This window comes from Arthrobacter sp. B3I9, from assembly GCF_030816935.1.
Taxonomy (GTDB): domain Bacteria; phylum Actinomycetota; class Actinomycetes; order Actinomycetales; family Micrococcaceae; genus Arthrobacter.
Map to the genome: position 1 here is coordinate 3,564,749 of NZ_JAUSYO010000001.1, position 20,414 is coordinate 3,585,162.

The following is a 20,414-nucleotide window of genomic DNA, read 5'->3' on the forward strand; positions in this document are numbered from 1 at the left end:
GGTACAGGTGGGGGTTGCCTCCGTTTCTGGCTAAGTCCCGGTGAGTAGGCTACTTCTACAACGAACGAAATTCCTGAACGATATGGAGACAGGCATGCACGCCGTCCTCGAATACACCTACGCAGACAACTACCTTGAAAGCCGCGAACAATACCGCGCAGACCACCTTCGGGCGGGGTGGGAATCAGTCGAACGCGGCGAGCTTCTGCTGGGCGGCGCAGTTGGAGAAGGCCCCTTCAAGGGCTTGCTGATCTTCACCGGCGAAAACGCGCTCGAGGCCGCGAAAGCTTTTGCAGCCGCCGATCCCTACGTCATCAACGGCGTCGTGACGGAGTGGACCGCCAGCCCCTGGACGACGGTGCTCGGAAACGAAGCGGCCTCACCCGTTCGCCCCTAAGCCCAATCAGGCGCGCCTCCCGACACCATGATGCCGCCTTTCGGCGAATCCCGGAAAAGCTAAAGTTGCGGTGGATCCAGCGCACCAGGGCGGCGGCGTTGGCCCGCCCGTGGGCAGGGAGATCGTGGAACACTCCCGGCAGCTGCCCGGTGCCGAGGCGATCCGCATGACCAGCGCCACGTTCATGGAGCGCGCCCACAACCTGTACCGGTCGTTGGGCTTCCGCCGCGCGCCGGAACGGGACTGGTTCGCGCCGGGCGAGGACGTGCTGCTGTGGCTGTTTGCGCTGAAACTCCGTGGTTGAGCCCGTCGAACCCTGTCCAAACGTCCGATGGCACGGAAAAGGAGGCCGATGACGACACCCAGTGTCGCCGTCGGCCTCCTTTTACGCCCGGCTTGCGCCCGGCGGTGGTGCTATCGCCGTATGGGGCTGGACCCTAGGCGGCCGGTGGAAGCGTTACGTAGCTGCCCTCGATGACGCTGGCGGCTACAACGGGAGTGCCGTCTACTGTGACATAGCTGCCACGCGTGACGGGGGGCAGGTTTCGAGCGCCAGCGACGGTGACATAGCTGCCCTCGACGCCGGAGGGGACGCTGCCGGCGGGGAGGGTCACGTAGCTGCCGCCGCGCACTGCGGTGTCAGCGACACCGGTCCCGGTAGTGGCCTGGGTGGTGGATGAGGAGGTTGCGGGGCGTCCGGTCAGTAAAGTCATGGGTTCTCCGTGGGGTTCCGGGATGAAAGACGTACAGGTTCTTGTGCCGCTCAAGCAGGAGGGCGGTTGCGCGTTGTGTCGCTTGCCCCCGCTGGCCCGGGTGTCTTCACCGGTGCGGTACTCAAGGGCTACGGTGGCCTGCATCTAACTTTACAGGCTTATTGCGAGCTACTCAGAATAAGGTGGGAAGGCTCACGTTTATGCAAGGGCGGCCGACCAGAGCGGGGCAGGGAAAGTCCAGCGCTATATGCCTTCAATCTGCGAACGCACAAGCACTTCTTCGTCGCCGTCGCAATGGGAACCGAACCGGTCGCGCTGCCATCCGGAACGGCGCTGCTCAGCGTCGCGCCGTTGGGCGAGGACGGCTGGCTGCAGCCGAACAGCGCCGCCTGGGTGCTGCAGGACTGACGACCGTCGAACACCCCCGTTGCGCTATCACCTATAGCTGCTCTGAGGCACTGAGAACGACCAAACGTGATAGCGCAACGGGCAGGTGGATGGCCGGCCGTGGGCGTTTCCTCGGAGCAACAAGAAACCCCCGCAAGCAATGGCTAGCGGGGGTTCTTATTGTGGGCTGCTATTCGCAGGCTACACCGTCGCCGTCACGGTCGAGTGAGCGGCTGTAGCCGGGCTGGCCTGCGCGGATGGGCGCGGCTCCGGCTGCTCTTACGGCGGAGCAGTTCGCGTAGTACGCGGCCGCAGGCGCGGGCGGTACGTACGGGGCCGGTGCAGGGGCAGGTGCCGGTGCAACATAGGGTGCAGGCGCCGGAGCGACGAACGGGGCCGGCGCGGCCTTGGCAGCTGCGGCTGCGGCTGCCTGCTCGGCGGCGAGCTTGTCGGCAGCAACCTTGTCCGCCACAGCTTTGTCGGCGGCCGCTTTGTCCGCAGCCAGCTTGTCGGCAGCAACCTTGTCCCCAGCCACTTTGTCGGCAGCCGCCTTGTCGGCCGCAGCTTTCTGAGCCACTACCTTCTTGGACTCCGTTTCGTTCAGCCAGACCAAGCGCTCACTGCTGTCCATGGTGCAGATGAACAGCTTGTCGTTGTACTTCTGGCTCTCACCTGAGGTGGTGCAGGGCGAGTTGGCCGGGCTCGTGGCAGTCGGCGTGGCACTGGGCGTGCCACTGGGCGACGGCTTGGGCGAGGCGACCAGGGCAGACTTATCGGCGACGGGGGCGGGCGTGGCGGTAGCGCCGGCTACACCCCCGCCGACCATGCAGACCACTACGCCGGCCGCTGCCACCACGCCAGCGGACTTCCGGTGCGGAAGTCCAACCCACGACCGACGCTTGAAGACCAAGGCATACAGCCCCGTGAAGAGGGCCACGATTCCCAGAATGATGAGGACGCCGGCAAACCCGGCGGAAGCTGCAAAGAGGATGACCAGGAGCAGCACCAATGCTGCAACGATCCAAAAAGACTTAGAGCGCTGTTTTAGGCGCGCGATAACACTGGAACTATCAAACATTATTTCCCCCATGGAAGATGTCACGCATTGTGCGGTTCCGTCACGATAACACCCGGCGTCCATACCGCTGAACCATCGCCCTGCCGAAACGCCCCGTCCGTTCCGTTCGAGCTTCGCGGACCATCACCAAGAAGGGAACAGCCGCATGCCCCGAAGCCAAGTTGCTTCACCCCAAAGCGGAACCGCCGGGCCTTCATTGACCCCCTAGATAGACTGCGGTGGTACATGTCCCTCGACCATTAGGAGAAGTTCATGAGCTACAGCGGAAGTCCGTCCGAGAGGCCGGTGCCGGCCGGTGACCTGGACCGCAGCCATATCGGTCAAACTGTGAGTTTTGAATCTAACGACTTCACAATCGTCTTCGGAACTATCGCCGGCGTTGCCCGGACGGAGGCCATGGTCTACCTGTCTCTTCAGGGAGTGGGCGGAGGCACGCATCTGAAGGACGAGTACGACTTGCCTGTCGGCCACAACGTCTACCTTCCGATGGACCCCCTGAGCAGTGCCGGGAAGACCCTCTCCGAGGCGGAACGGGTCATCAAGGAAAAGTTCGACGAGATTAAGAAGAACCTCCGCGATCGGGAACAGAAATCTGGTTCCGAGTAACCGGCATCCAACCAGCGAGGAACCCCGCCGTGCCCAGCACTGCGGGGTTCCTCTGTTTGTTCCGGCGCCAGGGTGCCGCCTATAAATGGGGCATAAGCCTCGGGAGTATGGGGCCGGGCCGGTTTTGCTACTGCCCGTTGCCGCTTTGTACGAGCTTGATGTTCTCGCCCCGGAGGTTGACGCGGAAGCCGTCGCCGTGAACGGCGACGTCGTGCAGCACGAGGCCCTTGGGCAAGCCCTCGATGTCGTACTCGATGGTCACGAGCCTGCGCACGACGGCGGCGGTGGCGTCGGAGAGGAAGTCCGGGCCGCCAAAGTCGATCGAACGTGGTTCGACAACGAGCTTGCCGGCTTTGGCTTCCACTGTGCCGGTGGCGGTGACGCGCAGTTCGCGGCCCAGGACCGTGACGGTGCGAACCACGGTGGCCTGGCCGCCGTCGGCGGAACGGACCTCGCTCCCATTACCGACCTTGCGGGCGACGACGTCGAACGGCACGGTCGCGTCCACGGCGAGCCGTCCGGCGACCACTCCGTCCGGGCTGGTGACCACGTCCTGCCCGACGGCCCGAACGTCCCGAAGTGTCGAGCCGGCGGTCACCACCGTCCCAGCGTCCAGGGCAAGGTCGCCGAGCCACACTTGGTCCTCGCGCAGGCCGGCGGGAGGCTGAGCAGCCGGCGGCCGGTCGGCTCCCACCGGCGGCGAGGGCACGGGCCCTGCCTCGCCCCCGCCTGCCGGGGAGCTCACCGCCCACCAGAGGAACGCGGCGATCACCACCAGGACAAGAACCATCCCCGCAGCACCGATCAGCCAGTCCCTTACGCGCGTCCACTTCATTAGGACAGTCTGACGGTTCGCCTAGACATGTGACCAATTAGTCACCTATTCTGGATCTGTGGACGATGTGTTTAAGGCTCTGGCCGACGCCACCCGCCGCGATCTCCTGGATGAGCTCTTCAGGAACGACGGGCAGACCCTCAACGCCCTGGAAGCCCGCTTCGAGATGACCCGCTACGGCGTGATGAAGCACCTCAGGATTCTGGAGGAAGCGGGCCTTGTAGTAACCCGCCGTCGGGGGCGCGAGAAACTCCACTTCCTGAATCCGGTGCCCATCCGGCTGGTCCACGACCGGTGGGTGAGCAAATATGCCGAACCATGGGCCGCTAGCCTCAGCGACCTCAAAACCAGATTGGAAAGTCCCATGGAAAAGATCTTCGAAATCTATATCAAGACCACCCCGGAGCGGCTCTGGGAGGCAATCACGGACAGCGGGATCCGCAGCAAGTACCAGTTCGGGAACACGATCGAATCTGACTGGACGCCGGGTGGCCGCTTCGTCATGAACAACGTCAAGGCAGGCGCGCCGCTGGGCGAGGGCGAAAACCTGGAGGTGGACCCACCGCGCCGGCTTGTCCAGACCATGCGCGCCCTGTGGGGCGAGGACGTCAAGGCGGAGGGAACCTCGAAGGTCACCTGGGACATCGAACCCGTGGGCGATTCCTGCCGCCTCACCGTCACCCACAGCGACCTCCGCGAGGGCGCCAACGAACAGCTCTATGGCGGCTGGCCGATGATCCTCTCCGGCCTGAAGACCTGGCTGGAAACCGGTGAGCTTCTGACCACTCCCGGCTCCCTGATGTACACGTGAGGCGCCCCGCAGGCGCAATCCCGGTGCCGCCGTCGTAGTGAACTACTCTGACCAGGGCCGTCCACCTTCCTTTCCGGAACGTGGACGGCCCGCTAGCGTTGCTTGCCCATTTCGGTCCGCGTGACGTTGAACGAGGCGTCCAGTTTCACCGTCGCCGAAGTCCCGTCGGCCTTCCGGATATGGGCCTCGTACGCAGCCCCCTCTGCGTCGGTCTCGACGCGGACGACTGTCGCCCCGGGGTTGGCTGCCTTCGCCGCCGTTTCCACCCGGGCGGCGGTGTCACCCGTCAGCAGCTGCTCGGTGATGCCGTTGGCCTGGTGGCTGCCCTTCTGCTGTGAAGCAGACACCATTGTGGAGGTCGCTGCGCCGTCCGGAACGGCCATTGCGAGATATAGGCCGCCGCCGACGAGAGCGGCAGTTAGTGCTGCGCCGGTTGCGACGCTTTGAACCGTTTTCATCAGGTACTCCTGATATCTGCGATCAGGCCCATCGGTGTCCTTTGGCTGACCGCTGTTGTCCCGGCCGTCACGTCCCAGCAACGCCAGCGCGGTTGGTTCCAGTAGGGACAATTTGGATTTTACGCACCCGTGAGGGCGACGACTAGGACGTCGTACTTCCTGCAATTCAACTTCCCGGTGTCCTCCCCACATGCGACGCACGCGCCGCTTCATAGCTGCTGTCGAACGGCAACGTGTCCATGTCCAGCAACGGGTTTGCGTCCTGCGTCGCCACCAGCTCGCGGGCCGCTTCCTCCGAATCGACGCTGGGCATTGACCCTGGCAGGTGCCGGCCGGCCGATTCCGGCAGGAAATAGATGGTGACTGCAGCGATCGCCGACGTGGCCATCAGGTAGTAGGCCGGCATCATGTCGTTGCCGGTCACCTGGATGAGGGAGGCAATGATGAACGGAGTGGTGCCGCCGAAGATGGCGACAGCGAAGTTGTAGGCGATACCCATGGCCCCGTAGCGGTGGGCCGTGGGGAACAGTGCCGGAAGCGCCGACGCAAGATTGGCCACGTAGAACGTCACCGGGAAGGCAACCAAGGCGAGGCCCAGGAGCGTGGCAGGGACAGTTCCGATCGAGATCAGCACGAACGCCGGGATGGAGAGCACAACGGTGCTGACGGCGCCGATCCAGAGCACGGGGCGGCGCCCGATACGATCCGAGAGATGCCCGGTCAGCGGGATGCACAATGACATGACCACCAGGACCGGGATGGTCAGCAGCGTTCCGTGAATTTCGTCGTATCCCTTGTTGCTGGTCAGATACGTGGGCATGTACGAAGTCAGGGCATAGCCCACCGTGTTGGCAGCCGCAACCAGGATCATGGCCAATACGATCCTGCGCCAGTAGGCCCTGAAAATTCCTGCGGGACCGATGGCACCGAGCACCGCTCCTGTCTCCGGATGCCGGGCCGCTTCCTCTTCCGCCTCCAGGGTCGCCTGGAACACTGGTGATTCCTCGATCTTCAGCCGGAAGTAAATGGCCACGATGCCGAGCGGACCGGCGACCAGGAACGGAAGGCGCCAACCCCACGCCTCCATCTGGTCCTGCCCCAGAGTCAATTGAAGTACCGAGACCAGCGCCGCGCCCAGGGCGAAACCGAGGTAGCTTCCCATGTCCAGGAAGCTGGCGAAGAAGCCGCGGCGTTTGTCCGGAGAATGCTCACAGACAAACGTGGTGGCCCCCGAGTACTCGCCGCCGGTGGAAAAGCCCTGCACCAGCTTCGTGACCACAAGGAGCACCGCCGCCCAGATGCCGAGCACAGCGTAGCCGGGAAGCAGCCCGACGGCGAAGGTCGCCGCCGCCATCAGCATCAGGGTCATGGCCAGCACCTTCTGCCGGCCGATCTTGTCCCCCAGCCAGCCGAAGAACATGCCGCCCAGGGGACGGGCAATAAACGTGGCGCCGAAGGTTCCCAGCAGGAACAGGTTTTGCACGGCTTTGTCCGCCTCGGGCAGAAACACCGGACCCATGGTGGTGATCAGGTAGCCGAACACACCGACGTCGTACCACTCCATGGTGTTGCCGACGATCGTGCCGCCCAGCGCTTTCCTCAGGGTGGGATGGTGGACGACATTGACGTCCGAGACACGGAGGCGGCGAATTTTCGGGGGCTGCATCTTCTTTCCTCCACGGGAGGTCGCGCGTCATCCCCAAATGGCGCCATCTCGGCTTGGCATCACGGTACTCCGACCATTTTCGCACCGCGGTCTTGGTGCATCAATGAAAGGCGGCTTCTCCGTGTGAAGACAGAGGCAACCCGTGGATCTGCCGAGCTCGCTACAGTCGCCGCTGCTGGAGCACCGGGAAGGACTTCCGGACACTGGCCACAGCCTCCAGCGAGAGGTCCAGGGTTCGCACCCCAGGTGCAAGGCCCAGATCCGCTTCCACGACCCCCATGGGATCGACGAGCATGCTGCACCCCACGGAGACCGGCGGCGCCTGGCAGACGCCGGCTACATAGAGGCCGTTCTCGATGGCGCGAGCGCCAATAAGGGTGCGCCACTGCTCGGTCTTGTGACTTCCCGGCACCCATGATGAGCAAACCAGCAGGACCTGGGCGCCGGCGTCGGCAAGGGACCTCGCCAGCTCCGGGAACCGCAGGTCGTAGCAGGTCATAAGGCCCAGGCGTGCTCCCCCGGCCTCGAACACCACCGGGGCGGTGGACGGGCCCGCTTCAATGAACGTCGACTCGCCAAACCCCTGCGCATCAAAGAGGTGGATCTTCCGGTAGGAGGCGAGCAGGCTGCCCTCCGGCCCGAAAGCCACAAGGGTGTTGTAGGCCTTGCCCGGCTTACCGGAGGTTTCCAGCACCCCTGCCACCAGCGCTATGCCGTGGCGACGCGCGGTGCCCGCAAGTTCCTGGCAGATGAAGCCGTCCAACGGCTCGGCCACCGCGGGGAACGACGCATCCACAATCTTTTTTTCGTACGTGGCGTACTCCGGAAAGGCGATCAGCGCGGCGCCGTCGCGGGCGGCTTCCGCCGTGAACCGGTCGATTGCTGCAAGGTTCGCCTTGATGTCCGTGCCCGAGGCCAATTGCCCGAGTGCTATTTTCACGGTTGTTCCCTTCCTCGGCTCAGACGGCGGCCTCGACCGTCGCCTTTTCCGTAACCGTCATCTCCGGCGGGGCAACCCTGAAACCGCGGGTAATCAGGGCGAGGACCACCACGCCCAGCACCAGCCAGGACACTCCCAGCGTAATGGCGTTGCTGTCCAGCTGGGAGAGCAGGTAGGCGCAGATGACGGCCCCGACCACCGGGACCACGACGTAGGACACAGGGTTCAGCTGGTGCCCGGCCCGGCGCTGGCGCACGTAGTGGAACACCACCGAAGCATTCACCAGCGTGAAGGCGGTGAAGGCGCCAAAGTTGATGAACGATGTCGACGTTGCCACGTCCAGGAAGATGGCGATCAACCCGATGATGCCCGTGATGATTAGGTTCACCACCGGGGTGTGGAACTTCTCGCTGAGGTTGCCGAAGACCGCCTTGGGCAGGACGGAGTCGCGGCCCATGGCGTACATCAGGCGTGAGGCGCTGGCCTGGGCGGCGAGGCCGGAGGCGAACTGAGCCACCACCAGGCCGGCCAGGAACACCGCGCCGAACAGCTGCCCGCCGATCTGCAGGGCGATGGAGCTGGCCGCCGATGCCGAGTCCTCGAACACCCCACCGGGGTGGACCAGCTGGGTCACGTAGGACACAGCCACGAAGATACCGCCGCCGATCAAGGCGATGAGCATGATGGCCCGCGGCATGGTCTTGCGCGGTTCGATGGTCTCCTCGGTGAGGGTGGTGACGGCGTCGAACCCCAGGAACGAGTACGCCGCGATGGCCGCGCCGGCGGAAATGGTGGCGAAGCTGGCGGTGTCATTGACGAACGGCTGGCTGCTAACCAGTCCCCCGGCGCCGGACGTGGAGACCACGTTGCCGATCGACAGGGCCACGAAGAACACGATGACCAGCAGCTGGAACGCCATCAGCACGTAGTTGGCTTTGTCCGCCACCTTGATGCCCAGGATGTTCAGCAGCGTGGTGATGATGATGAAGCCCACGATCCAGAGCCCGATGGGGATGCCGGGGAACTGCGCGCTCAGGTACGAGCCGCCGATCAGCCAGATGACCATGGGCAGGAAGAGGTAGTCCAGCAGGATGGCCCAGCCCACCAGAAAGCCCACCCGGGGATCGATGGACCGGCGCACGTAGGTGTAGGCGGAGCCGGCCACGGGGTAGGCGATGGACATCCGGCCGTAGCTGTGCGCGGTGAACAGCATGGCGACCAGCGCCACCAGATAGGCGGCGGGCGATGCGCCGCCGGTGGTTTCGGCGATGATTCCGAAGATCCCCAGGACGATCAGCGGGGTCAGGTACGCCAGGCCGAACAGGACCAGCGAGGGCAGTTTCAGCGTGCGCGTGAGGGTTGTTGTCACGGTGGTTCCTTACGGCTTGTAGGACGGCGGCGTCCAAGTGGCCGGATTGATCCGGCCTTGGTAGACGGAAAGTTCGACGGCGGCCTCCCCCTCGCGGAACTGCGACCAGGGGCGGTTGAGGTTCTCCGTGCCGTGGGTACGGACACGGTCGACGGCGGCAAGGTCCAGTTCCGCTGTGAGCAGCTGCGGGCTGTCGTCGGCTGCCTCGGCGAGGGTGTTGCCCTCCGGGTCCACGATGATGCTCTGGCCCTTCCCGGTGGGGCCTGCGCAGTTGACGCTGACCATGAAGACCTGATTGACGATGGCGTTGGCCTTGGCGAGTATCAGTTCCTGCCTGCGGTCCGGGGTGGTGGTTTTGACGACGTTGAGGATCACGTCGGCGCCCATCCAGGCGAGCTGGCGGGACACCTCCGGGTACCAGGCGTCATAGCAGATGTTCAGGCCCACCCGTCCGATGCCGGGCAGATCCACGGTGGTGAACCGGTCTCCGGGATCGTAGGGCTCAAACGGGCGCCAGGGGAAGATCTTCCGGTAATAGCCGGCGAGCTCCCCCTCCGGTGACAGGACCAGCTGGGTGTTGAACAGCTGCCCCTCCGGGCCGCGTTCGCAGACGCTCCCCGGGACCAGCCAGATGTTGAGGTCTTTGGCAAGCTGTCGGAGCTCTTTGACCCTCCGGCCGTCCAGCGGTTCGGCCGAGGCCTGGAGGATTTCGGTGCGCTGCAGGTCCGGGTCTTCATCGCCGAAGAGATGCAGCTCCGGAAAAACCACCAGCTTGCTGTGCGGCTGTGCGTCAAGGGCTGTTTTAACCTCGTCCGCGAACACCGAGACGGGCTGGCCGATGAGCCGCGGCCTGGCCTGGGCGGCGACGACGGGAAGCTTGCGTTGCATGGGTTTTTTCTCCGCGTTGGGGTGTGATCCGGGTTATATTAGATCAGAATGATCAAATTATGGGAAGAGGGCAGGTTTGGGCCGTAAAGTTACCGATATGACCCATCAGCTGGAGGACACCGCCGAGCCTCCGCGTCTCGGCGCCGGCAAGATGCCCGGAGTGCAGCGCCGCAGCGCCATGGACGCAGTGCGGATGCGGATCGGGATGGCGATTTCCCTGGGACTGCTGAAACCGGGCGAGCGGCTGCCCGACCAGGAGGACGTGGCCCTGGGCCTCTCGGTCAGCGCGATCACGGCCCGCCGTGCGCTGGCGAGCCTGGCGGAGCAGGGCGTGGTGGTCCGGCGGCGCGGCCGGGCGGGCGGGACGTTTGTGGCGGATTCGCCGCCTCAGAGCGTGCTCGCAGAACTCTCGGCTTCACCGGCTGAATCCCAGGCCGTTAATCGGCTGGTGGACCGGCGGCTGTTGTTCGAGTGCGCGGTGACTCATTACGCCGCAGTCAAGGCCACGGCCGAACAGTTGGATGAACTCGACAGGCTGACCCGCGACATGGCGGCATCCCTGGACGGGTCCCACTACCACCAGGCGGACGAACAGTTCCATCAGCTGGTGGGAACAGCGTCGGGGCTGGGCACCGCCGTCGAGGTCTACCATGAGACGCTAGCCGAGCTTTATGACTACTTCATTCCCTACCCGATTGACCAGCTGCACAAATCGAACTGTGACCACATTGCCCTGGTAGCGGCCCTGCGTGCCGGTGACAGCAAAGAAGCGGTTGAGCTGGCCCGCCGGCACGTGGACATCCTTCACCACACCATGTTCATGGGACTGGGTTCATGAGACTGGGCGACGGCGCGGACGCGCTGACGTCCGCCTGACCAACAGACGCCCACCTCCACAGCAGCCCGCCCCGCTTCCGCCGGCGTTCGTAGGATGCCAGAGTTAAGGGATGAGTGAGGAAACTGGCGGGCTGGTCCTGAACCTGGAATGCACGCTCGATGCTCCCCCAGAAGAGGTCTTCAGGATGCTGACGGACTCGACCGAACTGGTCAAGTGGTGGGGTCCGCACGGCTTCACCATCCCTGCAGCCGAGCTGAATCTCTCAGAGGGCGGCCGCTACAGATTCCAAATGGCGCCAACGGACGGCGAACCCTTCCACCTCTCAGGCGAGTTCCTGGAGATCGATGCTCCGTGGCGCCTGGTGTACACCTTCCGCTGGGAGGAACAGACACCGGACGACCGGGAAACTGTCGTCGACCTCGCGCTCGGGAGTACCGGCGAAGCCACACGCCTAGTGCTCTCGCAGGGACCGTTCCTGACGGAAGAGCGGGTGGCCCTGCACCGCACCGGATGGACGGAATCGTTCGAGAAATTGCAGGCAGTATTGCGTACTCGCGATTGAAAGCGGCGGGAGCGGTGCTGTGCGGCTAACGTTTCTCCCTTTGCTCTATCACTTCTGGTTGCTAACAGGCACTGGAAACGACCAAAGGTGATAGCGCAACGGGACGCCCTGTGAGGAGCCCCTCATACGGCAGCGCGAATAAATCAGGTAACTTCGGGGTTGGAACTGCCAGGGCCAGCAGAGCCCTTCCCGCGCCTTCCTTTGAATGGATACCTCCCTTTGTCTTCCGCAACTCATCTGGCGGAGCCCCGTCGGTTCCCGCTCGCCGCGATGCTGGTCCTTGCCACCATCGCCTTCACGGCCATCACCACGGAACTCCTGCCGTCAGGCCTGCTGCCCCAGATCAGCGCCGGCCTAAACGTTTCCGAGCCGGTAGCGGGCTACCTCGCCGCCGCCTATGCCGCCGTCATCGTCGTCACGGTGATCCCGGTTGCTCGGCTGTTGGGCAAGGTGCCGCGGAAAACCCTGCTCGTCTCGCTGGTACTCACATTCGCCCTGAGCAACGTCCTCGTCGGCATCGCGCCGAACTTCAGCGCCGCCATGGGCGCACGCCTGGTCGGCGGTCTGGCTCACGGCCTGCTCTGGACCACCATGGCGCCATTCGTCGCCCGCGTGGTCCCGGCCGACAAGGTGGGCAAGGCCCTCGCCATCGTCTTCAGCGGCAACAGCTTGGGCATGGCCATCGGCGCTCCCGTGGGCACGGCGCTGGGCGCGCTCCTCGGCTGGCGCGCATCATTCATCTTCCTCGCCGGCTTCGGTCTGCTCCTCACCGGCCTGGCCCTCTGGCTGCTGCCCAAGGTCCACCGGATTACCGACGCCGCCCGTCCCTCAATGCGCAAGGCCATCGCCCAGCCCGGCGTGAAATCCGTGGCCATTGCCTGGCCGCTGCTGGTCCTGGCCCACTTTGCGCTCTTCACCTATATCGCACCGTTCATCCGCGAAGTGGGCCTGCCCGATTACGCCATCAGCCTCTCCCTCACGGTCCTCGGCGGCGCGGGCCTCATCGGCATCTGGATCGCCGGCATCACCGTGGACTCGCGGCCCCGCCGCTCGCTGCTGATCACGACGGCGGCAATCGCCGTCGCGATGCTCCTCCTCCCGCTCGGCGGAAGCATTCCCGTCGCCATGGTGCTCATGGCCGTCTGGGGCGCCGGAATCGGCGCGATCGGCATCTTCAACCAGTCCGCAATCCTCCGCGCCGGCCGCGAGTACAAGGAAGCCGCCAACGGCCTCACCGTACTGACCATCCAGCTCGGCATCACCGTCGGTGCGCTCTACGGCTCCGCCGCCCTGGTCCTCGCCGGCCCGCTCATGGTCCCCGTCGCGGCTGCCGTGCCGGTCGTCGTCGCTCTTGTCATTACCTTCGCCGGCCGGAAGCACGCCTACCCGGCGGGCCCCAAAGAGCGCCGCGCGTCAGAGCCCGAGCTCAAGGAATCGGTGCTCACGCACTAACCACACCGCCATCCCCGTTGCGCTATCACCTCTGGCTGCTATCAGCGCTGGAAACGACCCGGAGTGATAGCGCAAGGGGGGATGGTGGCCAGGCTCCAAATGCCGACCAGGATGAATCCGAAGGCGGCGCCCGGGCCCGGCGAGCTGCTGAGGCCGGTGCTTGTCGTGGCAGTGGAGCCCGCCCCGACGATGATGTTCAAGAGAACGCCCACCACGGCGGAAACTAGGGCCCACCACCAGCATTCACTCCGGCTGGCCCTGCCGGAGAAGATTGTGTACATCTTGAAGAACCGTTTAACCGCTACAGGGAACGGCGCCCGTAGTATGGCGCCCGGGCACTCCCGTTGCGCTATCACTTCTAGCCGCTAACAGGTGCTGGAAACGACCAAAGGTGATAGCGCAACGGGGGCGGGGACAGCCGTCAGGCACAAAATCTTCAGGTACTCTGATGGAAATTGTGCATATTGGGGGAAAGACAAATTTGAATAAGAACGCGCCGCGAAGGTTCTTCATCATCCTTGTGGCCATGCTCGCCGCTGCCGCGCAACTGGGCCTGGCGCTCCCGGCCTCGGCAGCCGCCAGCTCGTTGCCGGCAACGTCCACTCCGCGGACCGAAAGTGTCCGGACGGAAGTGCAGCCGGCTACGGAGAGCACGCCCGAGGGCTCCTCCCCCGGCGTGCAGGTCCCGGTGTCACCCTTCCGGGCCCTCGACACGCGGGACACTAGCGGCCCTGTTGCTCGCAGGGGGTACCAGCCGCCGTTCGCCAGCCGGGCTGTGGATCTCCTGGAAACGCTGTCCATCAAGGGCCGTGCACCCAAGACCGGTTACGAGCGTGAGCAATTCGGCCAGGCCTGGGCCGACGTGGACAGGAACGGCTGCGACACACGCAACGACATCCTCCAGCGCGACCTCGTCCAGATCACCTTCACCAACAGCGTGCCCTGCCAGGTGGCGGCCGGCACCCTGCATGATCCCTACACCGCCAAGACAATCGCGTTCGTGCGAGGCGTCGAGACGAGCAGCGCGGTACAGATCGACCACGTTGTTGCCCTCAGCGACGCGTGGCAGAAGGGTGCCCAGCAGCTGACCGCGGCGCAGCGGACGGCATTCGCGAACGATTCGCTCAACCTCCTGGCGGTTGACGGTCCGGCAAACATGCAAAAGGGCGACGGCGACGCCGCCACCTGGTTGCCGCCGCAGCGGAGCTACTGGTGTGACTATGTCGCCCGGCAGATCGCGGTCAAGGCAACCTACAACCTCTGGGTGACGCAGGCAGAACACGACAGCATGGCGGACATTCTGGGGAGCTGCCCCGACACGTCGGTGCCGACCAACCAGCCCGAGCCGCTGCCCGAACCGGAGCCCACGCCCGCACCGGCGCCGGCCCCTGCGCCCGAGCCCGATCCTGCCCCCGCACCTGCTCCGGCCCCCGCACCGTATTACGCCAACTGCACTGCGGTCCGGAATGCGGGCGCGGCGCCGCTCTACGCCGGTCAGCCCGGCTACAGTTTCTCGCTCGATCGCGACCGTGACGGCGTGGCCTGCGAGTAGGAGACCAAGGGGTCCTTCCGAAAGGAAGGGCCCCTCACTTCGTCTTGGTTCCGGTTGCGCACTCCCCCGGATCCAAAAAAGTTTCGCCTAACCCGTAACCTTCGTGACCCTGATTTCGATCCAGAGAGTGCGGGGGAAAAACCGCACAAGTTGAACGCAACCATAAATTCGTCAACGGAGGGTCTCATGTCTTTCTTTACTTATTCCGGAAACAAGCTGGCAGCAACCGTACTCACCGCAGGAGCTTTGGTGGCAGGTGGGACTGGGGTCGCCGCCTTCGCCGTCACGCCGGCTGACGACGCCACGGCGCAGGTCACCGAGACGGAGTCGCCGGCGCCCAGCCCGACAGCAACGGAAACCGAAGCTCCCCAAGCCGGCACCGTAGACGCCGGATCTTCGGACGCCGCAGAGAACGAAACCGAACCTTCGGAGCCCGCGGACAACGAATCCACGGACCCTGCAGAAAACGAAAGCGAACCTTCGCAGGACGCCGGCGCCGAGGAGCCCGCCCCGGCACCAACCGAGACGGAAGCCCCGGCCCCCGAACCCACGGCGTCTGAGGAGCCCGCTCCCCCGGTGGACGCCGCAGTGGGACCGGACGTTACCGGCCCGGCCGCCTTTGGCCTCTGTAACGCCTTCGCCCATGGCGGCCTGAGCACCACGTCCACCGCGTACGCCACCCTCGTGAAGGCAGCCGGCGGTGAAAGCAGCATCGTCACCTACTGCGCGGACGTCGCGCCTGCACAGCCTGCGCAGGCGCCTGCCCGGACACAGGCACCGGAAGCGGACAATGAGTCCACCGCGACGGCGACTGACGGCTCGGGCGACCAGCAGGCACAGCAGGGACAGCAGCGCCAGGGCGCAGCACCTGCAAGCAACGGCCACGAAGGCCACCAGGCCGGCAACTCGCACCAGCAGTCCCACGGCCGCCGGTAACCTATCAGCGTGAGCCCGCCGGGCCGGGACGATCTACGCGTCCCGGCCCGGCGGTACACCCACAACGGTGCCCTGGGCTGGGCATCTGCTGCAGGGGGACGGATGCAGAAAACAGAAGATGAAGCAGAATCGCCGAGTCAGGCCGACGAGGGCGAATTTTGCGCTGCCTACCGGGAGTTGTCCCCAGCCGTGCTGAGCTACCTCCGCGCCCGGAACGTGGAGGATCCGGAGGGAATGACGCAGGAGGTCTTCCTGGCTTTGTATCCGCAGCTCGGGCGCGTGCACGGCGGAGCGCAAGGGATCAAGTCCCTCGTCTTTTCCATCGCGCACGCCCGCTATGTGGACGAACACCGCCGCCGCATCAAGGCCTTGCCAACCACCGACTACGACCCCGAGACAGACCCCCGCTGCGCCGCTTCCGCCGAGGACCAGGTGATGGAGACGGAAAGCACGGCGGAGGTGAAGGCTCTGCTCGGGACGCTGCAGCAGGACCAACAGGAGGTCCTGGCCCTCAGAATTGTCGCGGACCTCTCACTGGAAACAACCGCGGAAATCATGGGCAAATCACCCGGAGCCATCAAACAACTACAACGCCGCGCGCTGTGCCGGCTCAGGAAACTCCGTCATCCGTGGAGAGAAGGCGCGTCATGACCAATACGGGCAGAAGCCAGGAAGAGCGCCGGCTCGCGGACGAGCGCTGCGTCGACGCGCTGCTGGCCGAGGGCGGCTATCCCGACGACGCCGGGCTGCGCGACCTGCTGCTGGAAATGAGAAGCCTTCGGGTCACGGAAGTCCCACGGCCTTCGGCCGAGCTCGCCGCGTTGCTGGGCCAAACCCGGCCGGCGGACGTAACCCGGTTGGAGGACCAGCCCCGCAAACACCGGAGGAAGAAGCGCGCTGTCTTCACTTCGCTGGCTGTGGCGGCTTCGCTCGGAATCGCCGGCGGAGCGGCAGCCGGGAATGACGGGGTGCGCCACCAGGCCGAAGGAACCATCAGGAACATCATCAGCACCTTCATCAACCCCGCACCGGCGACGCCGGCACCCGCCCCGCCCGCCGGGGCACCGGAATCTGCACCCGCCGTCGTTCCCTCCCCAGTCGCTACGACGCCGGTTGGCATTGTTCCCGCTGCCCCGTCGCCTGTTGGTGCTCCCGGCTCCGGGCCTTCCGCACCGGATCGGCAGGAACTGCCGGAGGCGCCGGTGCGCCCATCACAGGCGCCGCAGGAAGGCGCCGCTCCTTCGACGGTTCCTCCGGCTCCAGGAAGAGCGGCGGAGCGAGGCGCCTCCCATGGGAAGGATGCTCCGTCACGGCTCAGCGGACCGCCGGCAGGCAGGGCGGAGCTTTCCCGCAACGGCAACGCCACCGGCAAAGCAGCCTCCGACGGCGCCCCCCGCCAGGACAACAACCAGCCCAAATTTAAACCCGCCCAGGACGACCGCCCGTAAGGAAGCTCGGGAACTGGCGCCCCCGCAGCAAGCTCCGGCCGCGCAGCCCACCTACTAGCATTAGGTGCATGGTTGCCGATGACAGTTCTGCCGTTCACGACGGCGGACGCCCGTCAGGCGGTGCCAACGGCCCCGGGCAACTCATGGCGATGCTGGACCAGGGTGTTTCGGCGGCCGAGCTGGAGACCACTCTCTCCGCCTGGCTGGAAGCCGGGACCATCGACCAGCCGACTGCGGCTGCGGCACGCCGGTTGAACGCCCGGTTGTGGGAGGCGAGCCGCCGGGAAAGCCTGCTGCGCGTCCTTTACGACACCGCCACCGACCTGACCGGCATCCGCGATGTCGAAGCAGTTCTCAAGGCCATCGTCCGGCGCACGCGGTCGCTGATCGGCAGCGACATCGCGTACCTGAGCCTGAACGACTATGACACCGGTGAGTCCTACGTCCGGGTGACAGACGGCGCAACCACCGCCCTCTTCCGCAACATCCGCATGCCCCTCGGCGAAGGCGTGCTCGGCGCCGTCGCGACCGGCGAAGCACCGTCGCAGAGCGCGGACTACCTGATGGACGAGTCCAAATCACACCTGGAGTCCAGCGACACTGCCGTAGCAGCCGAGGGAGTCCGGGCCATCATGGGTGTTCCCCTTCGCGCGGAAGGGAAAGTCATCGGAGCGCTCCTGGTCGCCGACAGGCATCCGCACGTGTTCAGCAGTGACGACATTGCCTTGATGGAATCCATCGGCACCCACGCCGCCGTCGCGCTGGAGAACGCCCGCCACTTCAGCGAAATGGCCAGCGCCCTCACGCGGCTTGACCAGGCGCAGCAGCAGAACCTGGCGAACGTACGGGCCCTCGAGGAGCTCTCGACCGTGGACCGCCGGCTCATGGAAACCCTTGCCTCAACCGGGAGCCTCCCCTACCTGCTCAACCTGCTGGCCGAGTCCCTGGACACTCCTGTCTCTCTGGTCTCTCCCATGGGTGAACCGTTGGCGGGGCTCGCCTCAGCCGGAGACTTCGGCAGCTTCCCGGCCTTGAGCGCGGCCGAGGAGTCGGTAGCAAAACGGACGGCCGTGCCCTTCGAACTCAAGGGCAAAAAGTACACCGTGATGTCCGCCGTCGCGGGCGACCAGCACCTCGCCTCCCTCATCATCGCCGAGCAACTCAGCCCGGCCCGGCTCGCGGTACTGGAACGCAGCGCCGTGGTGCTCAGCGTGTCGCTGCTGCTGGAACGCACCTTCCAGGACGCCCAATACCGGCTGCAGCTGGAACTTATCGACGACCTGCTCAGCCCCCGTGCGGAGCACGCGGCGGCCCTCAGCCGCAGGGCCGGGCAATTCGGCCTGGCCAACCACCTTCAGCTCGTGGTGCGCGTGGTTGGGGTCAGCGACGACCAGCGCCAACGGGCGCTGTCCGTGCTGAGGCACCGGTCCGAGGGGGCCCCGGGAATCATCGCCCTGCACGAATCGCACCTGTGCATCATCGAGCCCGTGGAACGGCACGAGGGACGCGGGAATGAGGCCAGCGGTGCCGGCCGCACCGGCCAGTCCATCATCGACGAGCTCAAACGACGCCGCATCACCGCCACTGTCGGCTCATCAGAACCAGTCACCGGCTTTGCCCGTCTTTCCGCTGCCCACACCGAAGCCCACGCCGTCCTCCGCGCCTTGCAGGCCCTCTCGCGCAACGGCGAGGCAGCGGACAGAGCCGCCCTGGGTACCGCAGGGATGCTGCTCGGCGCAATGGACAGCCCCTTCGCCGGACAGCTGCTGACCGGCCAACTGGGCCCGCTTCTGAGCTACGACGAGCGGCGGGGAACACAGCTGGTCCTCACAGCCTGGACGTTCCACGAAAATGGTGGCGCCGCCCAGGAAACGGCCGACTCCCTCCACATCCACTCCAATACGCTGAGGCAACGGCTGGACCGGATCGACGCCCTGATCGGTGCCTCGTGGCGCCGGGGAAGCCGTTCCCTGGACGTCCAAGTGGCCCTGCGCCTATGGCGGATGAAGACAGCCGGCGTCAGCTCCGGCGGTTCCTGACCTCCGGCGGTTCCTGTCGACCATCGGGCGCCCTAACATAGCCGCCCATGGCACCAGCCCACATGTGAAGCGCACTTCTATGGCATAAACCTACATGGTGGGTGTCACTCCACTCTGGAATGCTGAGATCTGCGGCATCTTTCAGGCAGACCGCCCATCCCATCTCTAGGAGTTATTCACAATGTCGTGTGCGCATGCAGCGGGTATCCGTCCCGCAACTTTCGGCGTCCTCCGCCTGCCGCGGAGCATCGTCGTCGGCGCCCAGCAGCGCTTCGCCGTCGCCGGTATCGCAGCAGAATTCGGCACCAACGTCCTCGTCTGCACCGATCCGCGGCTGGCCGTCTCGGAGGAACTTTCGGCCCTGGTCACCAGCCTTGAGGACCGGAACCTGACCGTACGGGTCTACGGCGACACCCAGGCAGAACTTCCGACGCCGGGCATCATCGCCTGCGTCGAGGAACTCAAGGGCCAGGAGATCGATGTCATCATCGGCTTCGGCGGCGGCAGCTGCATGGACATGGCGAAGGTCGTCTCCGTGCTGCTCACCCACGGCGGCAAGCCCAGCGACTACTACGGCGAATTCGCCGTTCCCGGCCCCGTCAAGCCGGTCATCGCCCTGCCCACCACCGCCGGCACGGGTTCGGAAGCCACCGCAATCGCGGTCGTCTCCGATCCCGACCTCGGCATGAAGATGGGCATCTCCAGCCCGCACATCATCCCGTTCGCCTCGGTCTGCGATCCGGAGCTCACCTACTCCTGCCCGCCGTCGCTGACGGCCGCCACCGGCGCGGACACCTTCGTGCACCTGGTGGAGTCCTTCACCGCCATCACCCGGGAACCCACCTCCACCCTGGCCTCGGAGCGCGTCTTCGTCGGCAAGAACATCCTGACCGACTCGATTGCCCTGAACGGCATCGGGCTGGTCGGCCGCAGCCTGGTCACCGCGTACAAGGACCCGGAGAACACCGAGGCCCGCGCCGGGATGATGCTCGCGGCACTGTACGGCGGCGTGGTTCTCAGCAACGCCGGAACCGCCGCCGCGCACGCCATCCAGTACCCGGTGGGCGCCCTCACCCACACCCCCCACGGTGTGGGAGTCGGCCTCCTGCTGCCCTACGTCGTCCGCCACAACTTCGAGGCCATCCAGCCGCAGCTGGCGCAGATCGCTGAAGCCCTGGGCCGCGACATCCGCGGCCTGGACCAGCGCGCCGCCGCCGTTGCAGGTGTCGAGGCAATCGACGAGGTCATCGCAGCCATCGAGCTCCCCCCGACCTTGAAGGACCTCGGCGTGCAGGAAAGCGACCTCGCCCAGATCGCCAAGCTCTCGCTGAACTCCAAGCGGCTCATCGACAACAACCCCGTGCCGCTCGACCTCGCCGGCGTCACCTCCATCGTCCACGCCGCCTACGCCGGCGACCGCACCATCCGCTGAACCGCAC

At 65.5% G+C, this 20,414-nt stretch carries 22 protein-coding genes; 13 read left to right on the forward strand and 9 right to left on the reverse strand.

Going from position 1 to position 20,414, the window contains the following annotated elements; genetic code table 11:
* Positions 1-94: 94 nt before the first annotated feature.
* Both QFZ65_RS16445 and QFZ65_RS16450 read left to right on the forward strand, forming a co-directional pair.
* On the forward strand, positions 95-397 hold the full coding sequence (locus QFZ65_RS16445) for a YciI-like protein (protein ID WP_306911829.1): 303 nt from the start codon (positions 95-97) through the stop codon (positions 395-397).
* A gap of 70 nt (positions 398-467) precedes the next feature.
* Entirely contained in the window at positions 468-701 is a 234-nt protein-coding gene (locus QFZ65_RS16450) for a hypothetical protein (RefSeq protein WP_306911830.1), read from the forward strand.
* Positions 702-834: 133 nt separating this feature from the next.
* On the opposite strand, the gene QFZ65_RS16455 is transcribed toward QFZ65_RS16450, so the two are convergent.
* Positions 835-1,110: a hypothetical protein gene (locus QFZ65_RS16455; RefSeq protein WP_306911831.1), complete on the reverse strand. Its 276-nt coding sequence runs from the start codon at positions 1,108-1,110 to the stop codon at positions 835-837.
* Between the two features lie 577 nt (positions 1,111-1,687).
* The gene (locus tag QFZ65_RS16460; protein WP_306912617.1) at positions 1,688-2,503 is read right to left on the reverse strand and encodes an excalibur calcium-binding domain-containing protein; all 816 of its coding nucleotides are present in this window, start codon (positions 2,501-2,503) and stop codon (positions 1,688-1,690) included.
* A 324-nt stretch (positions 2,504-2,827) separates the two neighbouring features.
* On the opposite strand from QFZ65_RS16460, the gene QFZ65_RS16465 reads away from it, so the two are divergent.
* Positions 2,828-3,181 (forward strand): hypothetical protein, encoded by a 354-nt coding sequence (locus QFZ65_RS16465; RefSeq protein ID WP_306911832.1) that lies wholly within the window; start codon positions 2,828-2,830, stop codon positions 3,179-3,181.
* A 127-nt stretch (positions 3,182-3,308) separates the two neighbouring features.
* On the opposite strand, the gene QFZ65_RS16470 is transcribed toward QFZ65_RS16465, so the two are convergent.
* Entirely contained in the window at positions 3,309-4,016 is a 708-nt protein-coding gene (locus QFZ65_RS16470) for an LmeA family phospholipid-binding protein (protein WP_306911833.1), read from the reverse strand.
* A 58-nt stretch (positions 4,017-4,074) separates the two neighbouring features.
* Here QFZ65_RS16470 and QFZ65_RS16475 point away from each other — a divergent pair, with 58 nt between their 5' ends.
* On the forward strand, positions 4,075-4,827 hold the full coding sequence (locus tag QFZ65_RS16475; protein ID WP_306911834.1) for a metalloregulator ArsR/SmtB family transcription factor: 753 nt from the start codon (positions 4,075-4,077) through the stop codon (positions 4,825-4,827).
* A gap of 92 nt (positions 4,828-4,919) precedes the next feature.
* On the opposite strand, the gene QFZ65_RS16480 is transcribed toward QFZ65_RS16475, so the two are convergent.
* The 5 genes from QFZ65_RS16480 to QFZ65_RS16500 all read right to left on the reverse strand — a co-directional run bounded on the left by QFZ65_RS16480 (position 4,920) and on the right by QFZ65_RS16500 (position 10,148).
* Positions 4,920-5,285 (reverse strand): hypothetical protein, encoded by a 366-nt coding sequence (locus QFZ65_RS16480; protein ID WP_306911835.1) that lies wholly within the window; start codon positions 5,283-5,285, stop codon positions 4,920-4,922.
* 166 nt (positions 5,286-5,451) lie between these two features.
* The gene (locus QFZ65_RS16485; protein ID WP_306911836.1) at positions 5,452-6,951 is read right to left on the reverse strand and encodes an MFS transporter; all 1,500 of its coding nucleotides are present in this window, start codon (positions 6,949-6,951) and stop codon (positions 5,452-5,454) included.
* 160 nt (positions 6,952-7,111) lie between these two features.
* Positions 7,112-7,891, reverse strand: a complete 780-nt coding sequence (locus QFZ65_RS16490) for a carbon-nitrogen hydrolase family protein (protein ID WP_306911837.1) — start codon at positions 7,889-7,891, stop codon at positions 7,112-7,114.
* Positions 7,892-7,910: 19 nt separating this feature from the next.
* Positions 7,911-9,260 carry an APC family permease gene (locus QFZ65_RS16495; protein WP_306911838.1) on the reverse strand — a complete coding sequence of 450 codons (1,350 nt, stop codon included), beginning with the start codon at positions 9,258-9,260 and terminating at the stop codon, positions 7,911-7,913.
* 9 nt (positions 9,261-9,269) lie between these two features.
* Complete coding sequence (locus QFZ65_RS16500) at positions 9,270-10,148, reverse strand: carbon-nitrogen hydrolase family protein (RefSeq protein ID WP_306911839.1); 879 nt, start codon at positions 10,146-10,148, stop codon at positions 9,270-9,272.
* A gap of 97 nt (positions 10,149-10,245) precedes the next feature.
* On the opposite strand from QFZ65_RS16500, the gene QFZ65_RS16505 reads away from it, so the two are divergent.
* From QFZ65_RS16505 to QFZ65_RS16515, 3 genes are all read left to right on the forward strand, one after another.
* Complete coding sequence (locus QFZ65_RS16505) at positions 10,246-10,986, forward strand: FadR/GntR family transcriptional regulator (RefSeq protein WP_306911840.1); 741 nt, start codon at positions 10,246-10,248, stop codon at positions 10,984-10,986.
* A gap of 109 nt (positions 10,987-11,095) precedes the next feature.
* A complete protein-coding gene (locus tag QFZ65_RS16510) occupies positions 11,096-11,548 on the forward strand; it encodes an SRPBCC domain-containing protein (RefSeq protein WP_306911841.1) in 453 nt (150 codons plus the stop codon).
* A gap of 219 nt (positions 11,549-11,767) precedes the next feature.
* Entirely contained in the window at positions 11,768-13,000 is a 1,233-nt protein-coding gene (locus QFZ65_RS16515) for an MFS transporter (protein ID WP_306911842.1), read from the forward strand.
* 41 nt (positions 13,001-13,041) lie between these two features.
* Here the strand turns inward: QFZ65_RS16515 and QFZ65_RS16520 are convergent, their stop codons facing one another.
* Positions 13,042-13,281: a DUF805 domain-containing protein gene (locus tag QFZ65_RS16520; protein WP_306911843.1), complete on the reverse strand. Its 240-nt coding sequence runs from the start codon at positions 13,279-13,281 to the stop codon at positions 13,042-13,044.
* 200 nt (positions 13,282-13,481) lie between these two features.
* Here QFZ65_RS16520 and QFZ65_RS16525 point away from each other — a divergent pair, with 200 nt between their 5' ends.
* The 6 genes from QFZ65_RS16525 to QFZ65_RS16550 all read left to right on the forward strand — a co-directional run bounded on the left by QFZ65_RS16525 (position 13,482) and on the right by QFZ65_RS16550 (position 20,407).
* Positions 13,482-14,552 (forward strand): DUF1524 domain-containing protein, encoded by a 1,071-nt coding sequence (locus QFZ65_RS16525; protein WP_306911844.1) that lies wholly within the window; start codon positions 13,482-13,484, stop codon positions 14,550-14,552.
* 186 nt (positions 14,553-14,738) lie between these two features.
* Positions 14,739-15,488, forward strand: a complete 750-nt coding sequence (locus QFZ65_RS16530; protein WP_306911845.1) for a hypothetical protein — start codon at positions 14,739-14,741, stop codon at positions 15,486-15,488.
* Between the two features lie 102 nt (positions 15,489-15,590).
* The gene (locus tag QFZ65_RS16535; protein ID WP_306911846.1) at positions 15,591-16,139 is read left to right on the forward strand and encodes an RNA polymerase sigma factor; all 549 of its coding nucleotides are present in this window, start codon (positions 15,591-15,593) and stop codon (positions 16,137-16,139) included.
* Positions 16,136-16,936 (forward strand): hypothetical protein, encoded by an 801-nt coding sequence (locus QFZ65_RS16540; protein ID WP_306911847.1) that lies wholly within the window; start codon positions 16,136-16,138, stop codon positions 16,934-16,936. Before QFZ65_RS16535 ends, QFZ65_RS16540 begins: the two co-directional genes overlap by 4 nt.
* Before the next feature lie 68 nt (positions 16,937-17,004).
* Positions 17,005-18,975: a GAF domain-containing protein gene (locus QFZ65_RS16545; protein WP_306911848.1), complete on the forward strand. Its 1,971-nt coding sequence runs from the start codon at positions 17,005-17,007 to the stop codon at positions 18,973-18,975.
* Positions 18,976-19,156: 181 nt separating this feature from the next.
* The gene (locus QFZ65_RS16550) at positions 19,157-20,407 is read left to right on the forward strand and encodes an iron-containing alcohol dehydrogenase (RefSeq protein ID WP_306911849.1); all 1,251 of its coding nucleotides are present in this window, start codon (positions 19,157-19,159) and stop codon (positions 20,405-20,407) included.
* The last annotated feature ends 7 nt before the right edge of the window (positions 20,408-20,414 follow it).

Bases quoted from the DNA above. Each gene is read 5' to 3' on its own strand.
- QFZ65_RS16445 (WP_306911829.1), top strand. From the start codon at position 95: ATGCACGCCGTCCTCGAATACACCTACGCAGACAACTACCTTGAAAGC.
- QFZ65_RS16455 (WP_306911831.1), bottom strand. From the start codon at position 1,110: ATGACTTTACTGACCGGACGCCCCGCAACCTCCTCATCCACCACCCAG.
- QFZ65_RS16465 (WP_306911832.1), top strand. From the start codon at position 2,828: ATGAGCTACAGCGGAAGTCCGTCCGAGAGGCCGGTGCCGGCCGGTGAC.
- QFZ65_RS16470 (WP_306911833.1), bottom strand. From the start codon at position 4,016: ATGAAGTGGACGCGCGTAAGGGACTGGCTGATCGGTGCTGCGGGGATG.
- QFZ65_RS16480 (WP_306911835.1), bottom strand. From the start codon at position 5,285: ATGAAAACGGTTCAAAGCGTCGCAACCGGCGCAGCACTAACTGCCGCT.
- QFZ65_RS16485 (WP_306911836.1), bottom strand. From the start codon at position 6,951: ATGCAGCCCCCGAAAATTCGCCGCCTCCGTGTCTCGGACGTCAATGTC.
- QFZ65_RS16500 (WP_306911839.1), bottom strand. From the start codon at position 10,148: ATGCAACGCAAGCTTCCCGTCGTCGCCGCCCAGGCCAGGCCGCGGCTC.
- QFZ65_RS16505 (WP_306911840.1), top strand. From the start codon at position 10,246: ATGACCCATCAGCTGGAGGACACCGCCGAGCCTCCGCGTCTCGGCGCC.
- QFZ65_RS16510 (WP_306911841.1), top strand. From the start codon at position 11,096: ATGAGTGAGGAAACTGGCGGGCTGGTCCTGAACCTGGAATGCACGCTC.
- QFZ65_RS16520 (WP_306911843.1), bottom strand. From the start codon at position 13,281: ATGTACACAATCTTCTCCGGCAGGGCCAGCCGGAGTGAATGCTGGTGG.
- QFZ65_RS16530 (WP_306911845.1), top strand. From the start codon at position 14,739: ATGTCTTTCTTTACTTATTCCGGAAACAAGCTGGCAGCAACCGTACTC.
- QFZ65_RS16535 (WP_306911846.1), top strand. From the start codon at position 15,591: ATGCAGAAAACAGAAGATGAAGCAGAATCGCCGAGTCAGGCCGACGAG.
- QFZ65_RS16540 (WP_306911847.1), top strand. From the start codon at position 16,136: ATGACCAATACGGGCAGAAGCCAGGAAGAGCGCCGGCTCGCGGACGAG.
- QFZ65_RS16545 (WP_306911848.1), top strand. From the start codon at position 17,005: ATGGTTGCCGATGACAGTTCTGCCGTTCACGACGGCGGACGCCCGTCA.
- QFZ65_RS16550 (WP_306911849.1), top strand. From the start codon at position 19,157: ATGTCGTGTGCGCATGCAGCGGGTATCCGTCCCGCAACTTTCGGCGTC.